We start from the raw sequence: 22175 nt of genomic DNA, 5'->3' as shown, positions 1-22175 counted from the left end.
GATTTGTGGTGCGCGGGAGATCTCAGATCAACTCTTCCACCAACTGCAAACAATGACTGAGCCCCGGCGACTGATCATTCACCCGTTGGCTGAGAATGATCGGCGAGGTCGCGGTGCTTTCCACAATCGGCGTGTAGCCGATATCCGCGCGGTGCAGCACTTGCACCGACGCCGGCACCAGCGTCACGCCCATGCCGGCGCCGACCAGGCCGATGGCGGTTTGCAACTCGTTGGTCCACTGCGCCACCTTGAGGCTTAGGCCGTGGGCATCGAACAGCGCAATTACATGGTCGGCATAGCTGGGGCGCGGGTTGCCGGGGTAGAGCACAAACGGCTCGGCGGCCAATTGGGCGAGGGTCGCGGGCGCACCCAGCAGCGGGTGGCCGGCGGGCAGTACGGCGACCAGTCGATCCTCCACCAGCACACGCTGGACGATGGCCGGGTCGTCGATGCGAATGCGCCCGAAGCCCACGTCAATGCGGCCGGCTTTCAGCGCTTCGACCTGCTGCAAAGTGGTCATCTCCGACAAGCCCAATTCCAGCTCCAGCACCGCATCGTTGCGCAGCCGCCGAATCAACTCCGGCAGCACGCCGTACAAGGTCGACGGCGCAAAGCCGATGCCCAGCCAGGTCTTTTCGCCTTGGCCAATGCGGCGCGTGGTGTCGCAGACCTTGCCCAGTTGCTCGAGCAGCACATTGGCGTGTTCATAGAAAAACCGCCCGGCTGCGGTCAGCCGCAGCGGTCGACCACGTTCAAGCAGAATCACCCCCAGTTCGTCTTCCAATTGCTGGATCTGCCGACTCAACGGCGGCTGGGCGATGTGCAGGCGTTCGGCGGCGCGGGTGAAGTTCAGCGTTTCACCCAGCACCTGGAAATAGCGCAGATGACGCAGTTCCATGGCGGCTCCTTTCATACCTTGAGGGTATTGTGCGAGACCCATTCTATATTGGAAGCCGCAAAAAATACGGCACAGAATCGGCTCAAACCTATAAAGAACCCCACGGGTATAGCCATGCCGATTTGCGCCATCGAGTCGATTGAAACGGTCATCGTCGACCTCCCCACCATCCGCCCGCACAAGCTGGCAATGCACACGATGCAAAACCAGACGTTGGTGATCATCCGCCTGCGCTGCGCCGACGGCATCGAGGGCATCGGTGAGGCCACCACCATCGGCGGTCTGAGCTACGGCAACGAAAGCCCTGACAGCATCAAGGTCAACATCGATCGCCACTTCGCGCCACTGCTGATTGGCCAGGACGCGAGCAACATCAACGCGGCCATGTTGCGCCTGGAGCGCAGCATTCGTGGCAACACCTTTGCCAAGTCCGGCATCGAAAGCGCGTTGCTCGATGCGCTGGGCAAACGGCTTGACTTGCCCGTCAGCGAGCTGCTCGGTGGGCGGGTGCGGGATACCTTGCCGGTGGCCTGGACCCTGGCCAGCGGCAACACTGCGCAGGACATTGCCGAAGCGGAAAAGATGCTCGACCTGCGCCGTCACCGCATCTTCAAATTGAAGATCGGCGCCGGTGAGGTTGGCCGCGACCTGGCCCACGTGATCGCGATCAAAAAAGCCCTGGGCGAGCGCGCCAGTGTGCGCGTTGACGTTAACCAGGCGTGGGACGAAGCCGTGGCCCTGCGTGCGTGCAAGGTGCTCGGCGACAACGGCATCGACCTGATCGAACAACCGATTTCGCGCAACAACCGCAGCGGCATGGCTCGGCTGAATCTATCGAGCCCGGCGCCGATCATGGCCGACGAGTCCATCGAGTGCGTGGAGGATGCCTTCAACCTGGCCCGCGAAGGCGCAGCCTCGGTGTTCGCGCTGAAGATCGCCAAGAACGGCGGCCCGCGCGCCGTGTTGCGCACCGCCGCCATCGCCGAAGCGGCCGGTATCGGCCTGTACGGCGGCACCATGCTCGAAGGCGGCATCGGTACCCTGGCCTCGGCGCATGCCTTCCTGACCTTGAACAAGCTGGCGTGGGACACCGAGCTGTTCGGCCCCTTGCTGCTCACCGAAGACATCCTCACCGAGCCGCCGATGTACCGCGATTTTGCGCTGCATGTCTCCACCGCGCCGGGCCTTGGCCTGGCTATCGATGAAGAGCGTCTGGCGTTCTTCCGTCGTGACAACCACTAAGAGGCGCCCGCCATGTTGTTCCACGTAAAAATGACTGTGAACCTGCCCCTGGACATGAACCCTGAGCGCGCGGCTGGCCTGAAAGCCGAAGAAAAAGCCCTGGCGCAGCGCCTGCAGCAGGAGGGCAAATGGCGCCATCTGTGGCGCATCGCCGGGCATTACGCCAACTACAGCGTGTTCGACGTGGACAGCGTGCAAGACCTGCACGACCTGCTGATGCAGCTGCCGCTTTTCCCTTACATGGCCATCGAAGTGAATGCCTTGTGCCGCCACCCTTCGTCGATCCATGAGGACGACCGCTGAGCCTGTTTTGCACCCAATAATGACAAGATGAGGATTGCACCATGTCCATCCGACTTTCCCAGACTGCCCACGCCCAAGCGTTTCTCGAAGAAGCCAGCGGCAATCACAATGACGCTGGCAACCCGCGCGCCAAGGCGCTGATCTACCGGATCCTGCGCGACACGGTGAACATCATCGAAGACCTGGAAGTGACCCCGCAAGAGTTCTGGAAGGCGGTCAATTACCTCAACGAGCTGGGTAAACATCAGGAGGCCGGCTTACTCGCTGCCGGCTTGGGCCTGGAGCATTACCTGGATCTGCTGATGGACGCCGCCGACGAAGAAGCCGGCAAATCCGGCGGCACGCCGCGCACCATCGAAGGCCCGCTGTATGTGGCCGGGGCGCCGCTGAGCCAATACGAAGCACGTCTGGATGATGGCAAGGACGACGCGGTGCCGCTGTTTATGCGCGGGCAAGTGCGCGACACCGATGGCAAGCCATTGGCGGGTGCAATTGTGGATGTGTGGCAGGCCAATACCGGTGGCACCTATTCATGGTTTGACCCGACGCAGTCCGAGTTTAACCTGCGCCGGCGCATCGAGACCGATGCCCAGGGCAACTACCGCTTTCGCAGCATCGTGCCGTCCGGCTACGGCTGCCCGCCGACCGGGCCGACTCAACAGCTGCTCGACCAATTGGGCCGCCATGGGCAACGGCCGGCGCATATTCACTTTTTTATCTCGGCGCCGGGGCATCGGCATTTGACCACCCAGATCAACCTGTCGGACGACCCGTACCTGCACGATGACTTTGCCTATGCCACACGGGATGAGTTGATTGCGGAGATTCGCTTCAGTGACGATCAGCAACTGGCGCGGGAGTTTGGCGTGGAAGGGCGCTTTGCGCAGATTGATTTTGACTTTGAGCTGCAACGGGCCGATGCGCCGGTAGAGCAAAAACGCATGCAACGCGTGCGCGCCCTAGAAGACTAAACACGCATAAAAATGTGGGAGCTGGCTTGCCTGCGATGGCATCAACTCGGTGTATCTGGTGCACCGAGGTGTCTGCATCGCAGGCAAGCCAGCTCCCACATTTGAATTGAGGTGTTGCTGCTATTTGCGCAGGACCAAGTCCAACACCTCATCCCGATCCTTGATCTTCTGCAACACAATCTCCGAGCGAATATCCATCACCCCCGCCGTGCGGTTCAGGTGGTTCACGATAAAGTCCGAAAAGTGCTTCAAATTCCGCGCCTGCACCCGCAACACATAGTTGCTCGCGCCCGTAATCACGTACGCGCTGGCCACCTCCGGCCAGCCTTGCACCTTTTTGATAAACGTCTCGTGCCAATCCTCCACGTCCTGGCGCAAGGACAGGTGCACGATGGCTTCCAGCTCGATTCCCAGTTGCTCGGCATTCAATACCGCGCGGTAGCCGCTGATGATTCCCTCGCTCTCGAGCAGGCGCAAACGGCGCAGGCAGGCGGAGGGCGACAGGGCGACTTTTTCGGCCAGTTCCTGGTTGCTGATGCGGCCATCCTGTTGCAGAAAATGCAGGAGGCGCAGGTCGGTGGCGTCGAGAATCATGCTTAGAATAAATCCGCGTGTTTTGGGGTTAAATTCGAATTTCCTACAGCTTAATTAGCCTGTTACCCACCACTTTGCACGAAAATTCTCTAAAGCTTCGTTCATTATTTGCTCCATCTTCACTTATAAAAATCAGGACAGCCCATGACCACCCGAAGCCACTGCCAAGCCCTCGACGCTCAGGACCCGCTGGCGCCACTGCGTCGTCAGTTCGCCTTGCCTGAGGGCGTGATCTACCTCGACGGCAACTCCCTCGGTGCGCGCCCGGTGGCGGCGTTGGCGCGGGCGCAGCAGGTGATCGACCAAGAGTGGGGCAATGGCTTGATTCGCAGCTGGAACAGCGCCGGCTGGGCAGATCTGTCCCAGCGCCTGGGCAATCGCCTGGCGCCCTTGATCGGCGCGCGCGACGGCGAAGTGGTGATCACCGATACCACCTCCATCAACCTGTTCAAGGTACTCAGCGCCGCGTTGAGCGTGCAGCGCCAACGCCAGCCGGGCCGTAAGGTGATCGTCAGCGAGGCGAGCAACTTTCCCACCGACCTGTACATCGCCGAAGGCCTGGCCGAGTTGCTGCAGCAGGGTTATTCATTGCGACTGGTGAACAGCCCCGATGAACTGCCGCAGGCTATCGACCAGGACGTGGCGGTGGTGATGCTCACCCACGTCAACTACAAAACCGGCTACATGTACGACATGCAGGCGCTCACCGCCTTGAGCCACGAATGTGGCGCGCTGAGCCTCTGGGACCTGGCGCATTCGGCGGGCGCGGTGCCCATCGACCTGCACACGGCGCGGGCCGATTATGCGATTGGCTGTACTTACAAATACCTCAATGGCGGGCCGGGTTCCCAAGCGTTTGTGTGGGTCAATCCGCTGCTGGTGGACGTGGTGCGCCAGCCCTTGTCGGGTTGGTTCGGGCATACCCGGCAGTTCGCGATGGAAGCTCAATACGCACCGAGCGCGGGCATTGCGCGCTACCTGTGCGGCACGCAGCCGATCACTTCGCTGGCCATGGTCGAATGCGGCCTGGAGATTTTTGCCCAGACCGACATGGCCAGCCTGCGGACCAAATCCCTGGCGTTGACTGACCTGTTTATCGCGCTGGTCGAAGCCCGCTGCGCCGCCCATGGCCTGGTGCTGATTACCCCGCGCGAGCACGCCAGGCGCGGCAGCCATGTGAGCTTCGAGCACCCCGAAGGTTACGCGGTGATCCAGGCGCTGATCGCTCGGGGCGTGATTGGTGATTACCGCGAGCCGCGCATCATGCGGTTTGGTTTTACGCCGTTGTACACAAGCTTCACTGAAGTGTGGGATGCCGTGGAGATCCTCGGCGACATCCTCGACAACGGCACCTGGGACCAGCCGCAGTTCAAGGTCCGCAACAGCGTCACCTGATTCAACGCGGATTAAAAATGTGGGAGCTGGCTTGCCTGCGATAGCGTCAGTGAATTCACCACCGCTATCGCAGGCAAGCCAGCTCCCACAGGGTTCGGCACCGGCAGTAACAAATCACAATAATAAAGGGGCACACCACGTGACCACACCCGACAACGGTTTTGCAGAGATCACCCACCGCGAACTGGGCCTGCGGCGCCAGCTCACTTGCGGCCAGATGAGCATGATCGCCATCGGTGGCGCCATCGGCACCGGGCTGTTCATGGGCAGCGCCTATGCCATCGGCTATGCCGGGCCCAGCGTGCTGGTGAGCTACGCCATCGGCGCGCTGATCACCTTGCTGTTGATGGGCTGCCTGGCGGAGATGACGGTGGCGCATTCCACCTCGGGCTCATTCGGCGCGTACGCCGAGTTCTACATCAGCCCGCTGGCCGGGTTTCTGGTGCGTTACGCCTACTGGGCCGCGATTGTGCTGGCGGTGGGCGCCGAGGTCACGGCGGTGGCGATGTACATGAAGTACTGGTTTGCCAACGTGCCGGAATGGGTGTGGATCGTGTCGTTTTCCAGCGTGCTGATCCTGCTCAATGCGATCAGCGTGAAGACCTTCGGCAATTTCGAATACTGGTTTTCGACGATCAAGATCAGCGCCATCGTCGGCTTCATCATCCTTGCGGTGTACGTGGTGTTCGGCTCCGGCAACCCGGCGTACGGCGTGCAGAACTACACCGCCCACGAGGGCTTTTTCCCGCATGGCTTGAGCGGCATGTGGATCGCGGTGATCGTGTCGATCTTCAGTTACTTGAGCGTGGAGATGATCGCGGTGGCCGCCGGTGAAGCCGCCGACCCGGAACAGGCAGTGAAGAAAGCCTTTCGCGCGACCATCGTGCGGCTGGTGGTGTTTTACCTGCTGACCCTGGCGCTGATGCTGGCCATCGTGCCGTGGAATCAGGCCGGTCAGACCCAGAGCCCGTTCGTCACGGTGATGCAGACCATCGGCATTCCCGGCGCCACCGGGGTGATGAATTTTGTGATTCTGATCGCCGCGCTGTCGGCGATGAACAGCCAGCTCTACATCACCACGCGCATGATGTTCAGCCTCTCGCGCGCAGGCTTTGCGCCCAAGTCGATGGGCGCGTTGAGCAAGAGCGGGATTCCGCTGAATGCGTTGCTGCTGTCCAGCTCGGGCATTGCCCTGGCGACCTTGCTGAACGTGGTGTACCCGGAAAGCTCGTTTACGCTGATGATGGCGATCTCAATGTTCGGCGCGATCTTCACCTGGTTCATGATCTTCCTCACGCACCTGTTTTTCCGCCGCTATCGCAAGCGCCATGGCGGGGCGAAGCTGTCGTTCCAACTGCGCCTGTTCCCCTACAGCACGCTGCTGGGCCTGTTGTTGATGGGCGCGGTGATGATCACCACGTACTTCACCGAGGCGTTCAAAATGACGCTGGTGTTTGGAGTGCCGTTCCTGATGATTCTGTCGGCGGTGTATTACGGGTTTTTCCGCAAGGGCAGGGCGAGGGCGTCGAACAAAGCCTTGGCGTAACCGGGCAATTGTTCGAAGGAGCGCGCGCACAACAGCAGCGTGCGGCGGGCCCACTCTTCATGCAACGGTTGGGCTTTGAAGCGGCGCTGCAGCGGCCAGCGCTCCAGTGCCGCTTGGGGCACGATGCCCAGGCCGGCGCCGCCCGCGACCATGCGAATCAACCCATCAAAACCATCGGCGCGGATACGGGTTTGCAGGCGAAAGCCCGCGTGCAGCGCCTGTTCCTCCAAATACACCGCCAATGCGCTGTTGGCGGCCAGGCCGACGTAGTCGTATTGCAGGCTGTCGATGAAACTCGCGGTCGTCAGCGGATGGTCGAGGGGCATGATCAGTACAAGCGGGTCGTCGCGAAAGGGCAGGGTTTGCAAGCCGTGGGTGTCCACTGCGTCGGAAATAATGCCCAGGTCCGCGGTGCCCTGACGCAAGGCCTGGGTGATGCGCAGGCTCGGCAGCTCTTGCAGGTCGATATCGAGGTTGGGGTGTTCGCGCAGAAAATCGGCAAGCAATTCCGGCAGGTATTCACTCAGGGCGGTGGTGTTGCACAGCAGGCGCACCTGGCCTTTGACGCCATTGGCGTATTCGGCGAGGTCTTGTTGCAGGTGTTCGGCTTGTTGCAGCAGCAAGCGCGCGTGGCGGGCCAGGGCTTTGCCCGCTGGTGTGGGTGTGACGCCCCGGCGGCCGCGCTCAAGAAATTCGATGCCCAATGACGCTTCCATCGCACGGATGCGCGCACTGGCGGCGGCCAGGGATAAGTGGCTGCGCGCCGCGCCGGCGGTGATGTTGCCGGTGTCGAGGATGTGCAGGTAGAGGCGCAGGTCGATCAGGTCAAAGTGCATGGCCGGGGTTCTCGGGTGACTGGACGGGCCTCATCGCAGGCAAGCCAGCTCCCACATTTAGATTTGTGAACACAGTTCAAATGTGGGAGCTGGCTTGCCTGCGATAGCGATCTTAGCCTCACGCAAAACAAGAGGCTGCCTCAGTATATGGCGAATTTTCATAACCGCCTTAACGTCGCACAATCCCCCCATGACTACCCTTCTAGCGTTCTACCAAAACCTCGGCGCGGCCCTGACCCTATTAGTTATTGGCACCTTCCTGCTGGCAGGCACCGTCAAAGGCGTGATTGGCCTGGGCCTGCCCACCGTGGCCATGGGCATGCTCGGCCTGGCTATGCTTCCGGCGCAGGCTGCGGCATTGCTGATCATTCCCTCAACGGTCACCAACCTCTGGCAACTGGCATTCGGCGGCCACTTGAGCGCGTTGCTCAAACGCCTGTGGCCGATGCTGGTGCTGGTTTTCCTCGGCACCGGGCTCGGCACGCTATGGCTGGGGATGGACGGCGGCCATTGGGTCGTTCGCGCCTTGGGCGGCGCGCTGCTGGTGTATGCGTTGAGTGGGTTGTTTCTGCCCATGTTCACGGTGCAGCCTCACACCGAGCGCTGGCTGGGGCCGGTGTGCGGGCTGGTCACCGGCATCATCACCTCGGCCACCGGCGTGTTCGTGATTCCCGCCGTGCCGTACCTGCAAGCCTTGGGCTTGAAGCGTGATCAGTTGGTGCAGGCGCTGGGGCTGTCGTTCACCGTTTCCACCTTGGCGCTGGCGGCCGGTCTGGCGTGGCGTGGCACCCTCGGCGGCGGCGAAATGAATGCCTCCTTACTGGCCCTGGTGCCTGCGCTGTTGGGCATGTGGCTGGGCCAGGCACTGCGTCAGCGCATCAGTGCGGTGCTGTTCAAACGGGTATTTTTTATCGGCATGGCGCTGTTGGGCGGTCATTTGCTTATCAGTGGTTAAATCAAGAGTGCGGCGTTATTCGTGCGTTTGGGTCAAATGTATTTTGTCGCACTGCTGCTTATTCCAACGGTTGAATGTCGATAGCCTGCCGGCAGACATTTTCAGCCCTTTGGATTCCTTCCCATGAAAAAAGTACTCCTGCTCAACGGCGGCAAGAAATTCGCCCATTCCGACGGCCGCTATAACGCCACCCTGCATGAAGCCGCCGTGGCGGTGCTGGACCGCGGCGGTATCGACGTCAAAGTCACCCACATCGACGAAGGCTACGACGTGGCCGAAGAGGTCGCCAAATTTCTCTGGGCCGATGTGATCATCTACCAGATGCCCGGCTGGTGGATGGGCGCGCCGTGGATCGTCAAGAAGTACATCGACGAAGTCTTCACCGAAGGCCATGGCAGCCTGTATGCCAGCGACGGCCGCACCCGTTCCGACGCGTCGCAGAAATACGGCAGCGGCGGCCTGATCCAGGGCAAGCAGTACATGCTGTCGCTGACCTGGAACGCGCCGCAGCAAGCCTTCGACGACCCGACGGATTTCTTCGAAGCCAAGGGCGTCGACGCGGTGTACTTCCCGTTCCACAAGGCCAACGAGTTCCTCGGCATGACCGGCCTGCCGACCTTCCTGTGCGTGGACGTGATGAAACGCCCGGCCATCGAGGCTGACGTGGCGCGCTACGAGCAGCATCTGGCGCAGGTGTTTAACCTGTCGGTGTAAGCTGCTACCCACCGATCAAAAAGGACAGCCTGTGAAAGCCCGATCCGATGAGTTACAGATCTTCGTCAGCGTGATTGAGTGCGGTTCGATTTCCGCCGCGGCGGAGCAGGTCGGGCAGACGCCGTCGGCGGTCAGCCGCACCTTGTCGCGCCTGGAAGCCAAGCTCGACACCACGCTGATCAACCGCACCACGCGGCGCATGGACCTGACCGAAGAGGGCAAGTACTTCTTCGAGCAGGCCAAGGTGATCCTGGCGCAGATGGATGATCTGGAAGAGCGCCTGTCGTCGCGCCAGAAAAACCCGGCCGGGCGGCTGCGCATCAATGCCGCCGTGCCCTTCATGCTGCACGGGATCGTGCCGTACATCGCCGAGTTTCGCAGCCTCTACCCGGACATCCAGCTGGAGCTGAACAGCGATGACTTGATCATCGACCTGCTGGAACAGAGCACCGACATTGCCATCCGTATCGGCGCCCTGGCCGACTCCACGTTGCATGCCCGTTCCCTTGGCTGCACGCCGCTGCATATCCTCGCCAGCCCCGACTACCTCAAGCAACACGGCACGCCCACGACGGTGGCCGAGTTGGCGGACCACACGTTGCTGGGCTTCACCCAGACCGAAACCCTCAACCATTGGCCGTTGCGCCATGTGGAAGGCGACCGTTGGCTGATCCAGCCGAGCATCGCCGCCTCCAGTGGCGAAACCCTGCGCCAGTTGGCGCTGGAAGGGCAGGGCATTTGCTGCCTGTCGAACTTCATGACGGTCGAAGACATCAATGCCGGGCGGCTGGTGCCGGTGCTGGAGGCGTTTAACAGTGGTTATCGCCAGCCGATCCACGCAGTGTTCTATCGCAACTCGCAATTGGCGTTGCGCATCCAGTGTTTCCTGGACTTCATTCAAACCAAGCTGGCGCGGTATGCCTGCTGATTCGTGACCTGTGCGCAAGATTGAATTGGGCAATACGGTCTTATTCGACAGGGATGAGTCCTCGATACTGGACCCATCACTTACCCCGTCAGGAGCACACTCCATGAATGTATTCGTTACCGGCGCAGCAGGTTTTATCGGCGGCTCCATCGCCACTGGCCTGGTCAAGGCTGGCCACACCGTTACCGGCCTGGTGCGCAGCGCCGAGCAAGCCGCTGAAATGACCGCCCTGGGCATCACCCCCGTGATCGGCACCCTGGATGACTCGGCCGTGTTGACCGAGCAGGCTTCGAAGGCCGATGCAGTTATCAACGCCGCCAGCAGCGACCATCGCGCTGCCGTCGAAACCTTGCTGGCCGCCTTGAAGGGCTCGAACAAGCCCTTCCTGCACACCAGCGGTTCGAGCATCGTTGGCGATGCGTCGGGCGGCAAGGCCAGCGATGTCATCTACTTTGAAGACAACCTGCCGGAGCCGACCGTTGACAAGGCTGCGCGCGTGGCCATCGATAACCTGATTCTGGCGGCGGCCAAAGACGGCGTGAATTCGGCGGTGATCTGCAACACCCTGATTTATGGCCACAGCCTGGGTGTGAAGCGTGACAGCGTGCAATTGCCGCGGCTGCTCAAGCAGGCGCGCAAAAGTGGCGTGGTGCGCCATGTGGGCACTGGGCAGAACATCTGGTCCAACGTGCACATCGAAGACGTGGTAGCGCTGTACCTGCTGGCGCTTGAGAAGAATGTGCCGGGCACCTTCTACTTTGTGGAAAGCGGTGAAGCGGCGTTTGTCGACATGACCACTGCTATTGCCGAAGCGTTGAAGCTGGGCAAGCCGCAGGATTGGCCGTTGGCGGAGGCTGAAGCCGAGTGGGGCTATGAAATGGCCAACTATGGCCTGGGCTCCAACAGCCGCGTGCGGGGCAAGCATGCCCGTGAACTGCTGGGCTGGGCGCCGAAGCGTACGTCGGTGGTGGAGTGGATTCGCAACGAAATGGTGTGATGTTCGCTTAGCACCGCGGTGCTGCCTTCGCGGGCAAGCCCGGCTCCCACATTGACCGAGTGTTGCTTGAATGACTCGGTCAATGTGGGAGCTGGCTTGCCTGCGATGAAGGCGCCTCGGTCATTTGTTGTTACGCTTTACTGGCCCCACTCCCTGCAATTCCGTACCATTCCCCGCCTTATTCCCCGCAACGCCCTGGTACCTCATGAACCTCACTCGTCTGCGCGCCGATGCCCTGGCCGGCCTCACCACGTCCTTTGCGCTGCTGCCCGAATGCATCGCCTTTGCCTTGGTCGCCCACCTCAACCCGCTGATGGGGCTCTACGGCGCCTTCATCATTTGCACCCTCACTGCGCTGTTCGGCGGCCGGCCCGGCATGGTCTCGGGGGCGGCCGGTTCGATGGCGGTGGTGATCGTCGCGCTGGTGGTGCAGCACGGTGTTGAGTACTTGCTGGCGACGGTGCTGTTGGGCGGGCTGATCATGGTCGCGTTCGGCCTGCTGCGCCTGGGCAAGTTGGTGCGCATGGTGCCGCATTCGGTGATGCTCGGCTTCGTCAACGGCCTGGCGATCATCATCGCGCTGGCGCAACTGGAGCATTTCAAAAGCGGTGAGCGCTGGCTCAGCGGCACGCCGTTGTATGTGATGACGGGCTTGGTCGCCGTGACCATGGCGATTGTCTACCTGCTGCCGCGCCTGACCCGCGCCGTGCCGCCTGCCTTGGTCGCGATCCTCGGCGTCGGCCTGGCGGTATACCTGCTCGGCCTGCCGACCCGCACGCTGGGCGACATGGCGCACATCGCCGGTGGCTTGCCGACCTTCGCCTTGCCGCAAATCCCCTGGACCCTGGAAACCCTCGGCATCATCGCGCCCTATGCGTTCCTGATGGCGATGGTCGGCCTGCTGGAAACCCTGCTGACCCTGAACCTCACCGACGAAATCACCGAAACCCGTGGCTACCCCGACCGCGAAAGCGTGGCCCTGGGCGCGGCGAATATGGTCAGCGGCCTGTTCGGCGGCATGGGCGGTTGCGCGATGATCGGGCAAACCGTGATCAACCTCAGCTCCGGCGGGCGCGGGCGTTTCTCCGGGGTGTTTGCCGGGGTGATGATCCTGTTGTTCATTCTGTTTCTGTCGCCGCTGATCGAGCGTATTCCGCTGGCGGCGCTGGTGGGCGTGATGTTCGTGGTGTCCCAGCAAACCTTCGCGTGGGCGTCGCTGCGGGTGATCAACAAGGTGCCGTTCAACGATGTGCTGGTGATCCTGGCGGTGACGGTAATCACCGTCTTCACCGACCTGGCCACCGCCGTGCTCTGCGGCATCGTGATTGCGGCGCTGAACTTCGCCTGGCAACAGGCGCGTGAGTTGTATGCCGATGAGCATCTGGAAGCCGACGGCAGCAAGCTCTATCGCCTGCACGGGACCTTGTTCTTTGCCTCGACGACGCCCTTCTTGAACCAGTTCGACCCGGCCAACGACCCGGCTCAGGTAACGCTGGATTGCCGTCACCTGAGCTTTGTCGACTACTCGGCGATTGCTGCGCTGATGACCTTGCGAGAGCGCTACAGCAAGGCCGGCAAACATCTGCGGGTGCTGCATTTGTCCGAGCGCTGCAAGAAGCTGTTAAAGCGTGCGCGCGTTCATCATGAGTAACTGATCACGGCCCGACCAGGTCTTCGAGTTCCTGGGCGCGGGTCTGGGTCATGTCCAGCACGCAGCCGGAGCCGTTGACCTGGTCGATGGTGCCGCCGGTGGCTGAGCCTGCGAAGGCGCAATTGGCGTCACGGTATTTGAGCCACAGGCGCTGCACGTCCTGCAGCTGCTGCTGGCGGTCGCCTTCCTGGGCGGCCAGGGCGGTTTTATAGGCTTTGTTCAGGCGGTCGTCCTGAACCTTGGTTTCCTTGACGTTGCAATTGACCATGTCGACGGTGGTGTTGGCGCTGTCCATGCATTTTTTCAGCGCCGCATTCTCGGCGGCCGAGGCGCTGCTGCAGAACGCCAGCAACAGCGCGCTGGCGGCGAAAGGAACAAGCAGGGTCTTGCGATTCATTGTCGGGATTCCTGATCGACGGTAGGGCTGCCCTCTCAGACTCGGCCCTTACGGTTGAGTTTCGGCACGGCAAAAACTTCATGTAAGAACACCCCTCGGATTTTCATTGGCTGGCGCTGGGCATGTCCCCAAGCGACAGCACTTATCCGTGGGCGAAAATTACTTTCATAGAAATTGAAAATTTAATCGAGGAATGATTTATGAGTTTCACAACCAATTCGACGTGACCCTTTCCAAGGAGTACCGCATGGCCGCACCACTGGGCTTGGGGCTGTTGGCATACGCTGCCATCGCCATCATTGCATTGATCGTGCTGATCGCACGTTACCGACTCAACCCGTTTATCGTCATCACCTTGGTGTCCATTGGCCTGGCGCTGATGGCCGGCATGCCGGCGGACACCATCATGGGCTCGTACGAGGCGGGCGTGGGTAAAACCCTGGGGCACATTGCCCTGGTGGTGGCGCTGGGCACCATGCTCGGCAAGATGATGGCCGAGTCCGGCGGCGCCGAGCAGGTGGCGCGTACGCTGATCAACCGTTTCGGCGAGCGCAATGCGCACTGGGCGATGGTGTGTATTGCCTTCCTGGTGGGGCTGCCGCTGTTTTTCGAGGTCGGTTTTGTGTTGCTGGTGCCGATTGCCTTTACCGTGGCGCGGCGAGTTGGCGTGTCGATTCTGATGGTCGGCTTGCCGATGGTCGCCGGTTTGTCGGTGGTGCATGCGCTGGTGCCGCCGCACCCGGCGGCGATGATGGCGGTGCTGGCGTATAACGCCTCGGTTGGGCAGACCGTGCTGTATGCGATTCTGATCGGTATCCCCACGGCAATTATTGCTGGCCCGTTGTACGCCAAGTTCATCGTGCCGCGTATTCACCTGCCGGCGCAGAACCCGCTGGAACGCCAGTTTATCGAGCGCGAGCCGCGCACCCGTCTGCCGAGCTTTACCCTGACCATGGGCACCATCCTGTTGCCGGTGGTGCTGATGATGATCGGCGGCTGGGCCAATGTGATTTCTACACCCGGCACTGGCTTTAACCAGTTCCTGCTGTTTATCGGCAACTCGGTGATCGCGCTGTTGGTCGCGACGTTGGTGAGCTTCTGGACCTTGGGCCTGGCCCAGGGTTTCAACCGCGAGGCGATCCTCAAGTTCACCAATGAATGCCTGGCACCGACCGCCAGCATTACCTTGCTGGTGGGCGCCGGTGGTGGCTTGAATCGCATTTTGGTGGACGCGGGCGTCACCAATGAAATTCTCGGCCTGGCCCACGCCTTCCATCTGTCGCCGCTGGTGATGGGCTGGTTGTTTGCTGCGCTGATGCGCATCGCCACCGGCTCGGCCACCGTGGCCATGACCACGGCCTCCGGTGTGGTCGCGCCCGTCGCCATGGGCCTGGGTTATCCACACCCTGAGTTGCTGGTGCTGGCGACTGGCGCGGGTTCGGTGATCTTTTCCCACGTCAACGACGGCGGCTTCTGGCTGATCAAGGAATACTTCAATATGACGGTGATCCAGACCTTCAAGACCTGGACCGTGCTGGAGACGTTGATCTCGGTGGTCGCGTTCGGTCTGACTTACGGCCTGTCGCTTGTTTTATGAGCCTCATTTGTAATCCGGAGCCCCGATGGACATCCTCTACCAGATCCGCGCCCGCCAGGACTCCTTCAGCGCCGGCGAAGGACGTATCGCCAAGCTGATGCTCGATGACGTGGGCTTTGCCGCGTCGGCCAGCCTGGAGGAGTTGTCCCAACGCGCCGAAGTCAGCACAGCGACCTTGTCGCGGTTTGCCCGCAGCGTCGGCTGCCGCGACTTGCGCGATTTACGCTTGCAACTGGCCCAGGCCAGCGGGGTGGGCAGTCGCTTCCTGGACCCGGCGGGGTTGCCGGAGCAGTCGGCGTTTCATCGGCAGATTCTCGGCGATATCGAATTGACCTTGCGTCAGCATCTGTCGGGGTTCAACCAGGCGAGTTTTGTCGATGCCGTCAGCCTGTTGGGCAAGGCGCGGATGATTCACGCATTCGGTATGGGCGGTCCGTCGAGCCTGTGCAGTGAAGAGTTGCAAGTGCGACTGGTGCGCCTGGGTTACCCGATTGCCGCTTGCCGCGACCCGGTGATGATGCGCGTCACCGCCGCGACCTTGGGCCCTGAGCAGGCGCTGATCGTGTGTTCGCTCTCTGGCCTCACGCCCGAGTTGTTGGACGTGGTGAGGCTGGCGCGCAATTACGATGCGCCCATCGTCGCCATCACCTTGGCCGATTCACCGCTGGCGCAGCTGGCGGACGTGTTGTTGCCGCTGCAGCCGGCCGAAACCAGTTTTATCTACAAGCCCACCGCGGCGCGCTACGGAATGCTGTTGGCCATCGACCTGCTCGCCACCGAGCTGGCGCTGGTCATGCCGGACGAGAACCAGGAGCGCCTGCGCCGGATCAAGCTGGCCCTGGACGATTATCGCGGCGGCCCCGATAGCCTGCCGCTTGGAGATTGATATGAAGTACGACACGCTGATTCGCCAGGCGCTGATCATTGATGGCAGCAACACACCAGGTTATGTCGCCGATGTAGGGCTGCGTGACGGGCGTATCGAGACAATCGGCGACCTGGCGACTGCGCAGGCCGAGCATGAGATCGAGGCGCAGGGTCGTGTTCTGGCGCCGGGGTTTATTGACGTGCACACCCACGACGACACGGTGGTGATCCGCCATCCGCAGATGCTGCCCAAACTCAGCCAAGGCGTGACCACGGTGATTGTCGGCAACTGCGGCATCAGCGCCTCGCCGGTGAGTTTACGTAGTGATCCGCCGGACCCGATGAACCTGCTGGGCACGCGTGAGGCGTTCGCTTACCCGCGGTTTGCCGATTACCGCGCTGCTGTAGAAAGCGCTCATCCGGCGGTCAACGTCGCGGCGTTTATCGGCCATACGGCGCTGCGCAGCAACCATATGGACGACCTGCACCGCACCGCCACGCCGGATGAAATCGGTGCCATGCGTGTGCAGTTGCGAGCAAGTCTTGAGGCTGGCGCGCTGGGTTTATCCACAGGCCTGGCCTACGCCAGCGCGTTTAATGCCCAGACCGATGAAGTGCTGCAACTCAGTGAAGAACTGACGGCGTTTGGTGCGGTGTACACCACGCATTTGCGCAGCGAGTTCGAGCCCGTGCTGGAGGCGATGGACGAAGCGTTTTTGATCGGCCGACACGGCAAGGCACCGGTGATTATTTCCCACCTCAAGTGCGCCGGTGCGGGCAACTGGGGGCGCAGTCCGCAGCTGTTGGCGTCGCTGGAACTGGCTGCAAAAACCCACCCGGTGGGCTGTGATTGTTATCCCTATGCGGCCAGCTCTTCGACCCTGGACCTCAAGCAGGTCACCGATGCGTTTCGCATCACCATCACCTGGTCGACGCCGCACCCGGAAGTCGGCGGGCGCGACTTGCAGGATATTGCCGCCGAGTGGGACGTTTCGCTGCTGGACGCAGCACGTCGCCTGCAACCGGCGGGGGCGGTGTACTACGGAATGGATGAGGAGGATGTACGACGCATCCTCGCGCATCCGCTGTCGATGGTGGGCTCTGATGGCTTGCCGGAAGACCCGTTCCCGCATCCACGCTTGTGGGGCGCGTTTCCACGGGTGTTGGGGCATTTCAGCCGCGATGTGGGGTTGTTCCCGCTGCACACGGCGGTGCACAAGATGACCGGGCTGTCGGCGGCGCGCTTTGGCTTGGCCGAGCGTGGGGAAATTCGTCAAGGGTATTGGGCTGACCTGGTGTTGTTCGACCCATTGCGGGTGCGCGACGTGGCGGACTTCAAGGCGCCACAACGCGCGGCTGAAGGCATTGACGGCGTGTGGATCAATGGTGTGTTGAGCTACAGCGAGGGGCAGGCCAATGGTCAGCGGCCAGGGCGGTTTTTGGCGCGCAATGGGGATTTGCGTGGTGGGTTTTCGACTCTATAGTGGGCGCTTTCATACACGGAGCTGTCGTCATGCACTTAGGAAAAGTCACCCCCATTCTGCGGATATTCGACGAAGTCAAAGCGTTGGAATTCTACGTCGACTTCCTCGGGTTCACGGTCGACTGGCAGCATCGCTTCGAAGCGAATTTCCCGTTGTATCTGCAGGTGTCGTTGGGTGAGTGCGTGCTGCATTTGTCCGAGCATCATGGCGATGCGTCGCCGGGGTCAGCGGTGCGGATTCAGGCGCAAGGCGTGGACGCGTATCAGCAGCAATTGCTGGCCAAGGATTATCGGTATGCCAAGCCTGGCGTTGAAGAAACGCCGTGGGGCTCGCGGGAGATGAGCATCGGCGATCCGTTTGGTAATCGGCTGGTGTTTGTCGAGGAAGGCGAGGGCTGACAGGGCAATTGCAGGCAATAAAAAACCGCCTTAGTAGGGCGGTTTTTTATTGCAAACCCAGTGAGTGGCTGGGGTTGCTGTCTCAAAGGACGCATCGACCCGCGGGTGGATACTACCTGCCAGTCACATCGTCACGCAAGACGGAAAGGATGGTTGGCAGGGAGCGCTGTTCGGGCTTTGTCCCTGGACAGATTTGATCGCAAAAGCTTGCAATGAATCTATCGATAAATGCTGGATGTTTGACCACTGTTGGACACACCTCCGGCAGGAATGTTGGTTAGGCTCTTCCTCGTTCTGCGTTTGTCGCTTTTCAGGTGAGCCGGGTATGCGCGCGAATTCTGGACCGACCGCCACGGGCTAGTAATCCGTGCCGGATTGATGCGGAAGGACCACTAGCCCGGCCACCTCAAAGGACGCATTGACCCGCGTCCAAAGGCTCACGTGTTCCGGTAAGTGCGCTGGAGGTAAGGCCCAACGCTTGGAGGGCCGAGTATGTCTAAGTTTGCACGACGTACGTGGAACCTCGTAGTGAGTGCCCTGCGTGTTTATCACGTGTGGACATTCCTGCGGGACAGCTTCGATGACCTGTAAGGTCTGAGAAGTGGAGCCGCCTCGGTTTCGGCCGAGGCGGTTTTTTGGTTTTTTAAACCCGGAAGTGGCTGACCATCTGCTGCAATTGGCTGCCCAGACGCGCCAGTTCTACGCTCGACTTGGCCGTCTCGTCGCTCGCCGTTGCGGTCTGCTCGGATACATCACGCACGTTCACAATGCTGCGGCTGATCTCTTCGGCCACGGCGCTTTGCTGCTCGGCCGCGGCTGCAATCTGCTGGTTCATCGACTGGATGTTCGACACCGTGCGCGTGATGTTTTCCAGCGACACACCCGCTTTGCGCGTCAGCTCAACGCTGCTGTCGGTGAGGCTGCGGCTGTTGTTCATCACGGTGGCCACTTGCTGAGTGCCGTTCTGCAGGCCGGCGACCAGGCCTTCGATTTCTTCGGTGGATTTTTGTGTGCGCTGGGCCAGGCCACGCACTTCGTCGGCGACCACGGCAAAGCCGCGACCGGCTTCACCGGCACGCGCTGCTTCAATCGCGGCGTTGAGTGCCAGCAGGTTGGTTTGCTCGGCCACGGCCTTGATCACGTCCATTACGCTGCCGATCTTGTTGCTCTCTTGCTGCAGGTGCGTCATCGCGTCGGTGGAGCGTGCCACTTCAGCAGCGAGGCGTTCGATCTGGGCGATGGCCTCGGCCACCACTTTGTCGCCCGCGCGGGCTTGGCCGTCGGCGTCGGCGGCGGCCAGCGAGGCTTGCTCGGCGTTGCGTGCGACTTCCTGCACGGTGGCCGTCATTTCGTGCATCGCCGTGGCGACTTGATCGGTCTCGATCTTCTGGCTGTTGACGCCAGCACTGGTCTGCTCGGTTACGGCCGACAGTTCTTCGGCGGCGCTGGCGATCTGGGTCACGCCATCGCGAATACCGCTGATTAATTCACGCAGTGTGGTGCCCATGCGCTGGATGCCTTGTTGCAATACGCCCAACTCGTCACGACGGGTCACCTGGATGTTGTGGCTCAGGTCGCCGGAAGCGATGCGCTCCACCACGGCCAGGGTGTCCTGGATCGGGCGAGTGATCTGACGGGTAATCACCAGTGCCGCAATGATGCCGACCAGCAGGGCCAGCAAGGTGCTGATCAGTTGCAGGCTGCGGGCCTGGGTACTTTCGGCGTCACGGCGATTCAGTTGAATGTCGTACAGCTTGTCGCTGATGGTGACGATATCGGCGCCTTGGGTGGTCATTTCCGCACGGGCACTGACGATGTTGGCGTTGGCCGCCTTGTAACTTTGCACGGCGCTGCGATAGGCGCCGAGCGCGGTTTCCAGCGAGGTCAACGCGCTTTGTTGGCTGGCGCCGAGTGCGGCGCTGAGATTTTTCAAACCACTGATGGCTTTTTCAATCTGTGCGGCGGCGCGGGCTTCGGTCTCTGCGCTGGGATTGTAGGTGTAGCCGCGCACTTCATAGCGGCTCAACTGGAACTCTTCCTTGGCGCGCGTGACGGCCTGGTACTGGGTGAAGCGCTCCGGACTGTCGGGCATCTGCTGCACACTGGTTTCCAGCGCGTCGATCTGGGTGTTGGCGATGTCGGCCTTGTCGCCCATGACCTGGCGCGCGGCGTTACCGTTACGGTAGGCCTCGCGCATTTTGTTCAGGGACTGCTGGTACGCGGTGATGACGGCTTTCTGCTCGTTGAGCAGCTTGAGGTTTTCCGGGCTCTTGAAGCTGTCCAGCAGTTTCTGTTGCTGGGCGGCGAAGGCGTCGAGACTGGTCTGTACGTTCTGTGCCACGGCTTCGTCGCCGTTGGCCAGCATGTATTGCAGGCGCACGATGCGCAGCTTGGTCAGCGAGGCATTGAGCTGGGTGATGTCGCTCATCCAGTTGCTGCGGTCGATCAGGCCGCCCAGGCTGGTCCAACCGGTCAGTGCCAGGATTGACGTGAGGACCAGCACCAGGCCGAAGCCCAGGCCGAGTTTGAGGTTGACGCTGATGTTGCCGAACCAGCTATTCATCGAATGCTCCGCAAGAATGATGTGTGTCTGCTGGACGGTGTTGTTGTTTGAGCCAGCCAAAGTGTGTAGGGCTGTATCGGCGCAGGCGGGGGATTCTGAAATGTTTTTAATCCGGGTGCGACAAAGGGTCGCCATCGCCGTAGAGCAATCGATTCCCTGCCGGCCCTCAGAGGCCGGGGACGGGGGGCTCATCACCGGCGGGTCTTGTGTGCTAGTCTGCTGGCCCTTTTAGTTCAGGGCCGCCACGCAAAACAGCGTTTTTCGTAATGGCCCTACAGCGGAGCCTCTTCATGTCCGAAGTTAATCTGTCCACCGACGAAACCCGCGTCAGCTACGGTATCGGCCGTCAGTTGGGCGACCAACTGCGCGACAACCCGCCACCGGGCGTGAGCATCGACGCCATCTTGGCTGGCCTGACCGACGCGTTCGCCGGCAAGCCAAGCCGCGTTGATCAAGAGCAAATGGCGGCCAGCTTCAAAGTTATCCGTGAAATCATGCAAGCCGAAGCGGCTGCCAAGGCTGAAGCCGCGGCTGGCGCTGGCCTGGCGTTCCTGGCTGAAAATGCCAAGCGTGATGGCATCACTACCCTGGCTTCCGGCCTGCAGTTTGAAGTACTGACTGCCGGTACAGGCGCCAAGCCGACCCGTGAAGACCAAGTGCGTACTCACTACCACGGCACCCTGATCGACGGCACTGTGTTCGACAGCTCCTACGAGCGCGGCCAGCCTGCAGAATTCCCGGTTGGCGGCGTGATCGCCGGCTGGACCGAAGCCCTGCAACTGATGAATGCCGGCAGCAAATGGCGTCTGTACGTGCCGAGCGAACTGGCTTACGGCGCTCAAGGCGTTGGCAGCATCCCGCCGCACAGCGTTCTGGTGTTCGACGTCGAGCTGCTCGACGTTCTGTAAGGCCTGATAGCACTGGCATCGGCTTTATGTGGGGGCCGGGCTTGCCCGCGATGCAGACGACTCGGTCTGACGCCTTACCGAGTTGAGGCTATCGCAGGCAAGCCAGCTCCCACATAGGGCCTGTGTGTTGGCTCGCTCATGGATGGAACTTGCCATTGACCTCAGTCGTCGGGCGCAACGCTCGGGCATAGCAGAACAGAAACAGATTACGCACCACTTCCTTCAGCACCCCAGGTTCACTGGAACTCAGGCCATTCACGTCAAGGTCGCCCTGGTCCTGCAGTTCATTCAGCGCTTCTTCTTCCAGCACTGCACAGACTTCACCGGTTTCCCGATGCAGGATTCGCAGGTATGGGTGTGGGCGGTCCAGCCAGGCATCTATCAAATAAGTCATGAGTCGTTCTCCTTGATGAGTTTCAATGAGAATAATTCTTATTCGTAGAATAGCAAGTGCCTATTGGCGGTTTCCTGGTTTTTCTGTGTGGATATTGCGCGTGATCAACGCAGAGGGCGAAACGCCATCCCGCGGCGGGCGCGGGATGGAGGCAGCAGATTCAGACTTTGCGCACAAACTCGGACTTGAGTTTCATCGGGCCGATGCCGTCGATCTTGCAATCGATATCGTGATCGCCGTCGCACAGGCGGATGTTCTTGACCTTGGTGCCCACCTTGACCACCAGGGAAGTGCCTTTGACCTTGAGGTCTTTGATCACGGTAATGGTGTCGCCGTCTTGCAGGACGTTGCCTACAGAGTCTTTCTTCACGGTTTCATCACCGGCTGCTTCGGCCTCGCCATTGGCGGACCACTCATGGGCGCATTCCGGGCAGATCAGCTGGGCGCCATCTTCGTAGGTGTATTCGGAATTGCATTTCGGGCAGGGTGGCAACGTGCTCACTAAAGCTCCTTGAAAGTCAGGAATGGCTAAAGTCG

At 61.1% G+C, this 22175-nt stretch carries 22 protein-coding genes; 15 read left to right on the top strand and 7 right to left on the bottom strand.

Annotated elements, in window-relative coordinates:
- Nucleotides 1-22 precede the first annotated feature (22 nt).
- Nucleotides 23-898, bottom strand: a complete 876-nt coding sequence (locus L8K08_RS26645) for a LysR family transcriptional regulator (protein WP_242201149.1) — start codon at nt 896-898, stop codon at nt 23-25.
- A gap of 114 nt (nt 899-1012) precedes the next feature.
- Between L8K08_RS26645 and L8K08_RS26640 the strand changes: the two genes are divergently transcribed.
- Genes L8K08_RS26640 through catA form a run of 3 tightly spaced genes read left to right on the top strand, consistent with a single transcriptional unit; the run spans nt 1013 to nt 3414 of the window.
- Nucleotides 1013-2140 (top strand): muconate cycloisomerase family protein, encoded by a 1128-nt coding sequence (locus L8K08_RS26640; protein WP_242201147.1) that lies wholly within the window; start codon nt 1013-1015, stop codon nt 2138-2140.
- 12 nt (nt 2141-2152) lie between these two features.
- Complete coding sequence (catC, locus tag L8K08_RS26635) at nt 2153-2443, top strand: muconolactone Delta-isomerase (protein ID WP_016974901.1); 291 nt, start codon at nt 2153-2155, stop codon at nt 2441-2443.
- A gap of 41 nt (nt 2444-2484) precedes the next feature.
- Nucleotides 2485-3414 carry a catechol 1,2-dioxygenase gene (gene catA / locus L8K08_RS26630; RefSeq protein WP_145164362.1) on the top strand — a complete coding sequence of 310 codons (930 nt, stop codon included), beginning with the start codon at nt 2485-2487 and terminating at the stop codon, nt 3412-3414.
- Between the two features lie 120 nt (nt 3415-3534).
- Here the strand turns inward: catA and L8K08_RS26625 are convergent, their stop codons facing one another.
- Nucleotides 3535-4008 carry an Lrp/AsnC family transcriptional regulator gene (locus L8K08_RS26625; RefSeq protein ID WP_003194103.1) on the bottom strand — a complete coding sequence of 158 codons (474 nt, stop codon included), beginning with the start codon at nt 4006-4008 and terminating at the stop codon, nt 3535-3537.
- Between the two features lie 144 nt (nt 4009-4152).
- Here L8K08_RS26625 and kynU point away from each other — a divergent pair, with 144 nt between their 5' ends.
- Both kynU and L8K08_RS26615 read left to right on the top strand, forming a co-directional pair.
- Nucleotides 4153-5403, top strand: coding sequence for a kynureninase (kynU, locus tag L8K08_RS26620; protein WP_242201142.1), 1251 nt, complete (start codon nt 4153-4155; stop codon nt 5401-5403).
- Nucleotides 5404-5542: 139 nt separating this feature from the next.
- Nucleotides 5543-6949, top strand: coding sequence for an amino acid permease (locus tag L8K08_RS26615; protein WP_242201139.1), 1407 nt, complete (start codon nt 5543-5545; stop codon nt 6947-6949).
- On the opposite strand, the gene L8K08_RS26610 is transcribed toward L8K08_RS26615, so the two are convergent.
- Nucleotides 6895-7785, bottom strand: coding sequence for a LysR substrate-binding domain-containing protein (locus L8K08_RS26610; protein WP_106578189.1), 891 nt, complete (start codon nt 7783-7785; stop codon nt 6895-6897). The genes L8K08_RS26615 and L8K08_RS26610 overlap by 55 nt on opposite strands.
- A 190-nt stretch (nt 7786-7975) precedes the next feature.
- Here L8K08_RS26610 and L8K08_RS26605 point away from each other — a divergent pair, with 190 nt between their 5' ends.
- From L8K08_RS26605 to L8K08_RS26585, 5 genes are all read left to right on the top strand, one after another.
- A complete protein-coding gene (locus L8K08_RS26605; RefSeq protein WP_242201137.1) occupies nt 7976-8740 on the top strand; it encodes a sulfite exporter TauE/SafE family protein in 765 nt (254 codons plus the stop codon).
- A 123-nt stretch (nt 8741-8863) separates the two neighbouring features.
- The gene (locus L8K08_RS26600; RefSeq protein ID WP_242201136.1) at nt 8864-9454 is read left to right on the top strand and encodes an NAD(P)H-dependent oxidoreductase; all 591 of its coding nucleotides are present in this window, start codon (nt 8864-8866) and stop codon (nt 9452-9454) included.
- A 31-nt stretch (nt 9455-9485) separates the two neighbouring features.
- A complete protein-coding gene (locus L8K08_RS26595; RefSeq protein ID WP_242201134.1) occupies nt 9486-10382 on the top strand; it encodes a LysR family transcriptional regulator in 897 nt (298 codons plus the stop codon).
- A 103-nt stretch (nt 10383-10485) separates the two neighbouring features.
- On the top strand, nt 10486-11379 hold the full coding sequence (locus tag L8K08_RS26590; protein WP_242201132.1) for an NAD-dependent epimerase/dehydratase family protein: 894 nt from the start codon (nt 10486-10488) through the stop codon (nt 11377-11379).
- Between the two features lie 205 nt (nt 11380-11584).
- Nucleotides 11585-13030: a SulP family inorganic anion transporter gene (locus L8K08_RS26585; RefSeq protein ID WP_242201130.1), complete on the top strand. Its 1446-nt coding sequence runs from the start codon at nt 11585-11587 to the stop codon at nt 13028-13030.
- Between the two features lie 4 nt (nt 13031-13034).
- On the opposite strand, the gene L8K08_RS26580 is transcribed toward L8K08_RS26585, so the two are convergent.
- The gene (locus L8K08_RS26580) at nt 13035-13427 is read right to left on the bottom strand and encodes a lysozyme inhibitor LprI family protein (protein ID WP_242201128.1); all 393 of its coding nucleotides are present in this window, start codon (nt 13425-13427) and stop codon (nt 13035-13037) included.
- A 247-nt stretch (nt 13428-13674) separates the two neighbouring features.
- Between L8K08_RS26580 and L8K08_RS26575 the strand changes: the two genes are divergently transcribed.
- Genes L8K08_RS26575 through L8K08_RS26560 form a run of 4 tightly spaced genes read left to right on the top strand, consistent with a single transcriptional unit; the run spans nt 13675 to nt 17773 of the window.
- Nucleotides 13675-15024 (top strand): gluconate:H+ symporter, encoded by a 1350-nt coding sequence (locus L8K08_RS26575; RefSeq protein ID WP_242201127.1) that lies wholly within the window; start codon nt 13675-13677, stop codon nt 15022-15024.
- A gap of 25 nt (nt 15025-15049) precedes the next feature.
- Nucleotides 15050-15910, top strand: a complete 861-nt coding sequence (locus tag L8K08_RS26570) for a MurR/RpiR family transcriptional regulator (protein WP_119736703.1) — start codon at nt 15050-15052, stop codon at nt 15908-15910.
- A 1-nt stretch (nt 15911) separates the two neighbouring features.
- Complete coding sequence (locus L8K08_RS26565; RefSeq protein ID WP_242201125.1) at nt 15912-17375, top strand: D-aminoacylase; 1464 nt, start codon at nt 15912-15914, stop codon at nt 17373-17375.
- A gap of 29 nt (nt 17376-17404) precedes the next feature.
- Nucleotides 17405-17773: a glyoxalase superfamily protein gene (locus tag L8K08_RS26560; RefSeq protein ID WP_242201123.1), complete on the top strand. Its 369-nt coding sequence runs from the start codon at nt 17405-17407 to the stop codon at nt 17771-17773.
- 643 nt (nt 17774-18416) lie between these two features.
- Here L8K08_RS26560 and L8K08_RS26555 read toward each other — a convergent pair.
- Nucleotides 18417-20336: a methyl-accepting chemotaxis protein gene (locus L8K08_RS26555; protein ID WP_242201121.1), complete on the bottom strand. Its 1920-nt coding sequence runs from the start codon at nt 20334-20336 to the stop codon at nt 18417-18419.
- Between the two features lie 290 nt (nt 20337-20626).
- Between L8K08_RS26555 and L8K08_RS26550 the strand changes: the two genes are divergently transcribed.
- Nucleotides 20627-21244 (top strand): FKBP-type peptidyl-prolyl cis-trans isomerase, encoded by a 618-nt coding sequence (locus tag L8K08_RS26550; RefSeq protein WP_106578202.1) that lies wholly within the window; start codon nt 20627-20629, stop codon nt 21242-21244.
- Between the two features lie 136 nt (nt 21245-21380).
- On the opposite strand, the gene L8K08_RS26545 is transcribed toward L8K08_RS26550, so the two are convergent.
- Complete coding sequence (locus L8K08_RS26545) at nt 21381-21638, bottom strand: hypothetical protein (RefSeq protein ID WP_145164332.1); 258 nt, start codon at nt 21636-21638, stop codon at nt 21381-21383.
- A 160-nt stretch (nt 21639-21798) separates the two neighbouring features.
- Complete coding sequence (locus L8K08_RS26540; protein WP_017254008.1) at nt 21799-22140, bottom strand: zinc ribbon domain-containing protein YjdM; 342 nt, start codon at nt 22138-22140, stop codon at nt 21799-21801.
- Nucleotides 22141-22175 lie beyond the last annotated feature (35 nt).

The sequence above is a fragment of the Pseudomonas sp. TREG-RG-20F-10-E-6-01 genome (assembly GCF_022662455.1).
Taxonomy (GTDB): Bacteria; Pseudomonadota; Gammaproteobacteria; order Pseudomonadales; family Pseudomonadaceae; genus Aquipseudomonas.
Note: the sequence above shows the minus strand (reverse complement) of the source record. Positions and strands in the feature narration are given on the sequence as shown.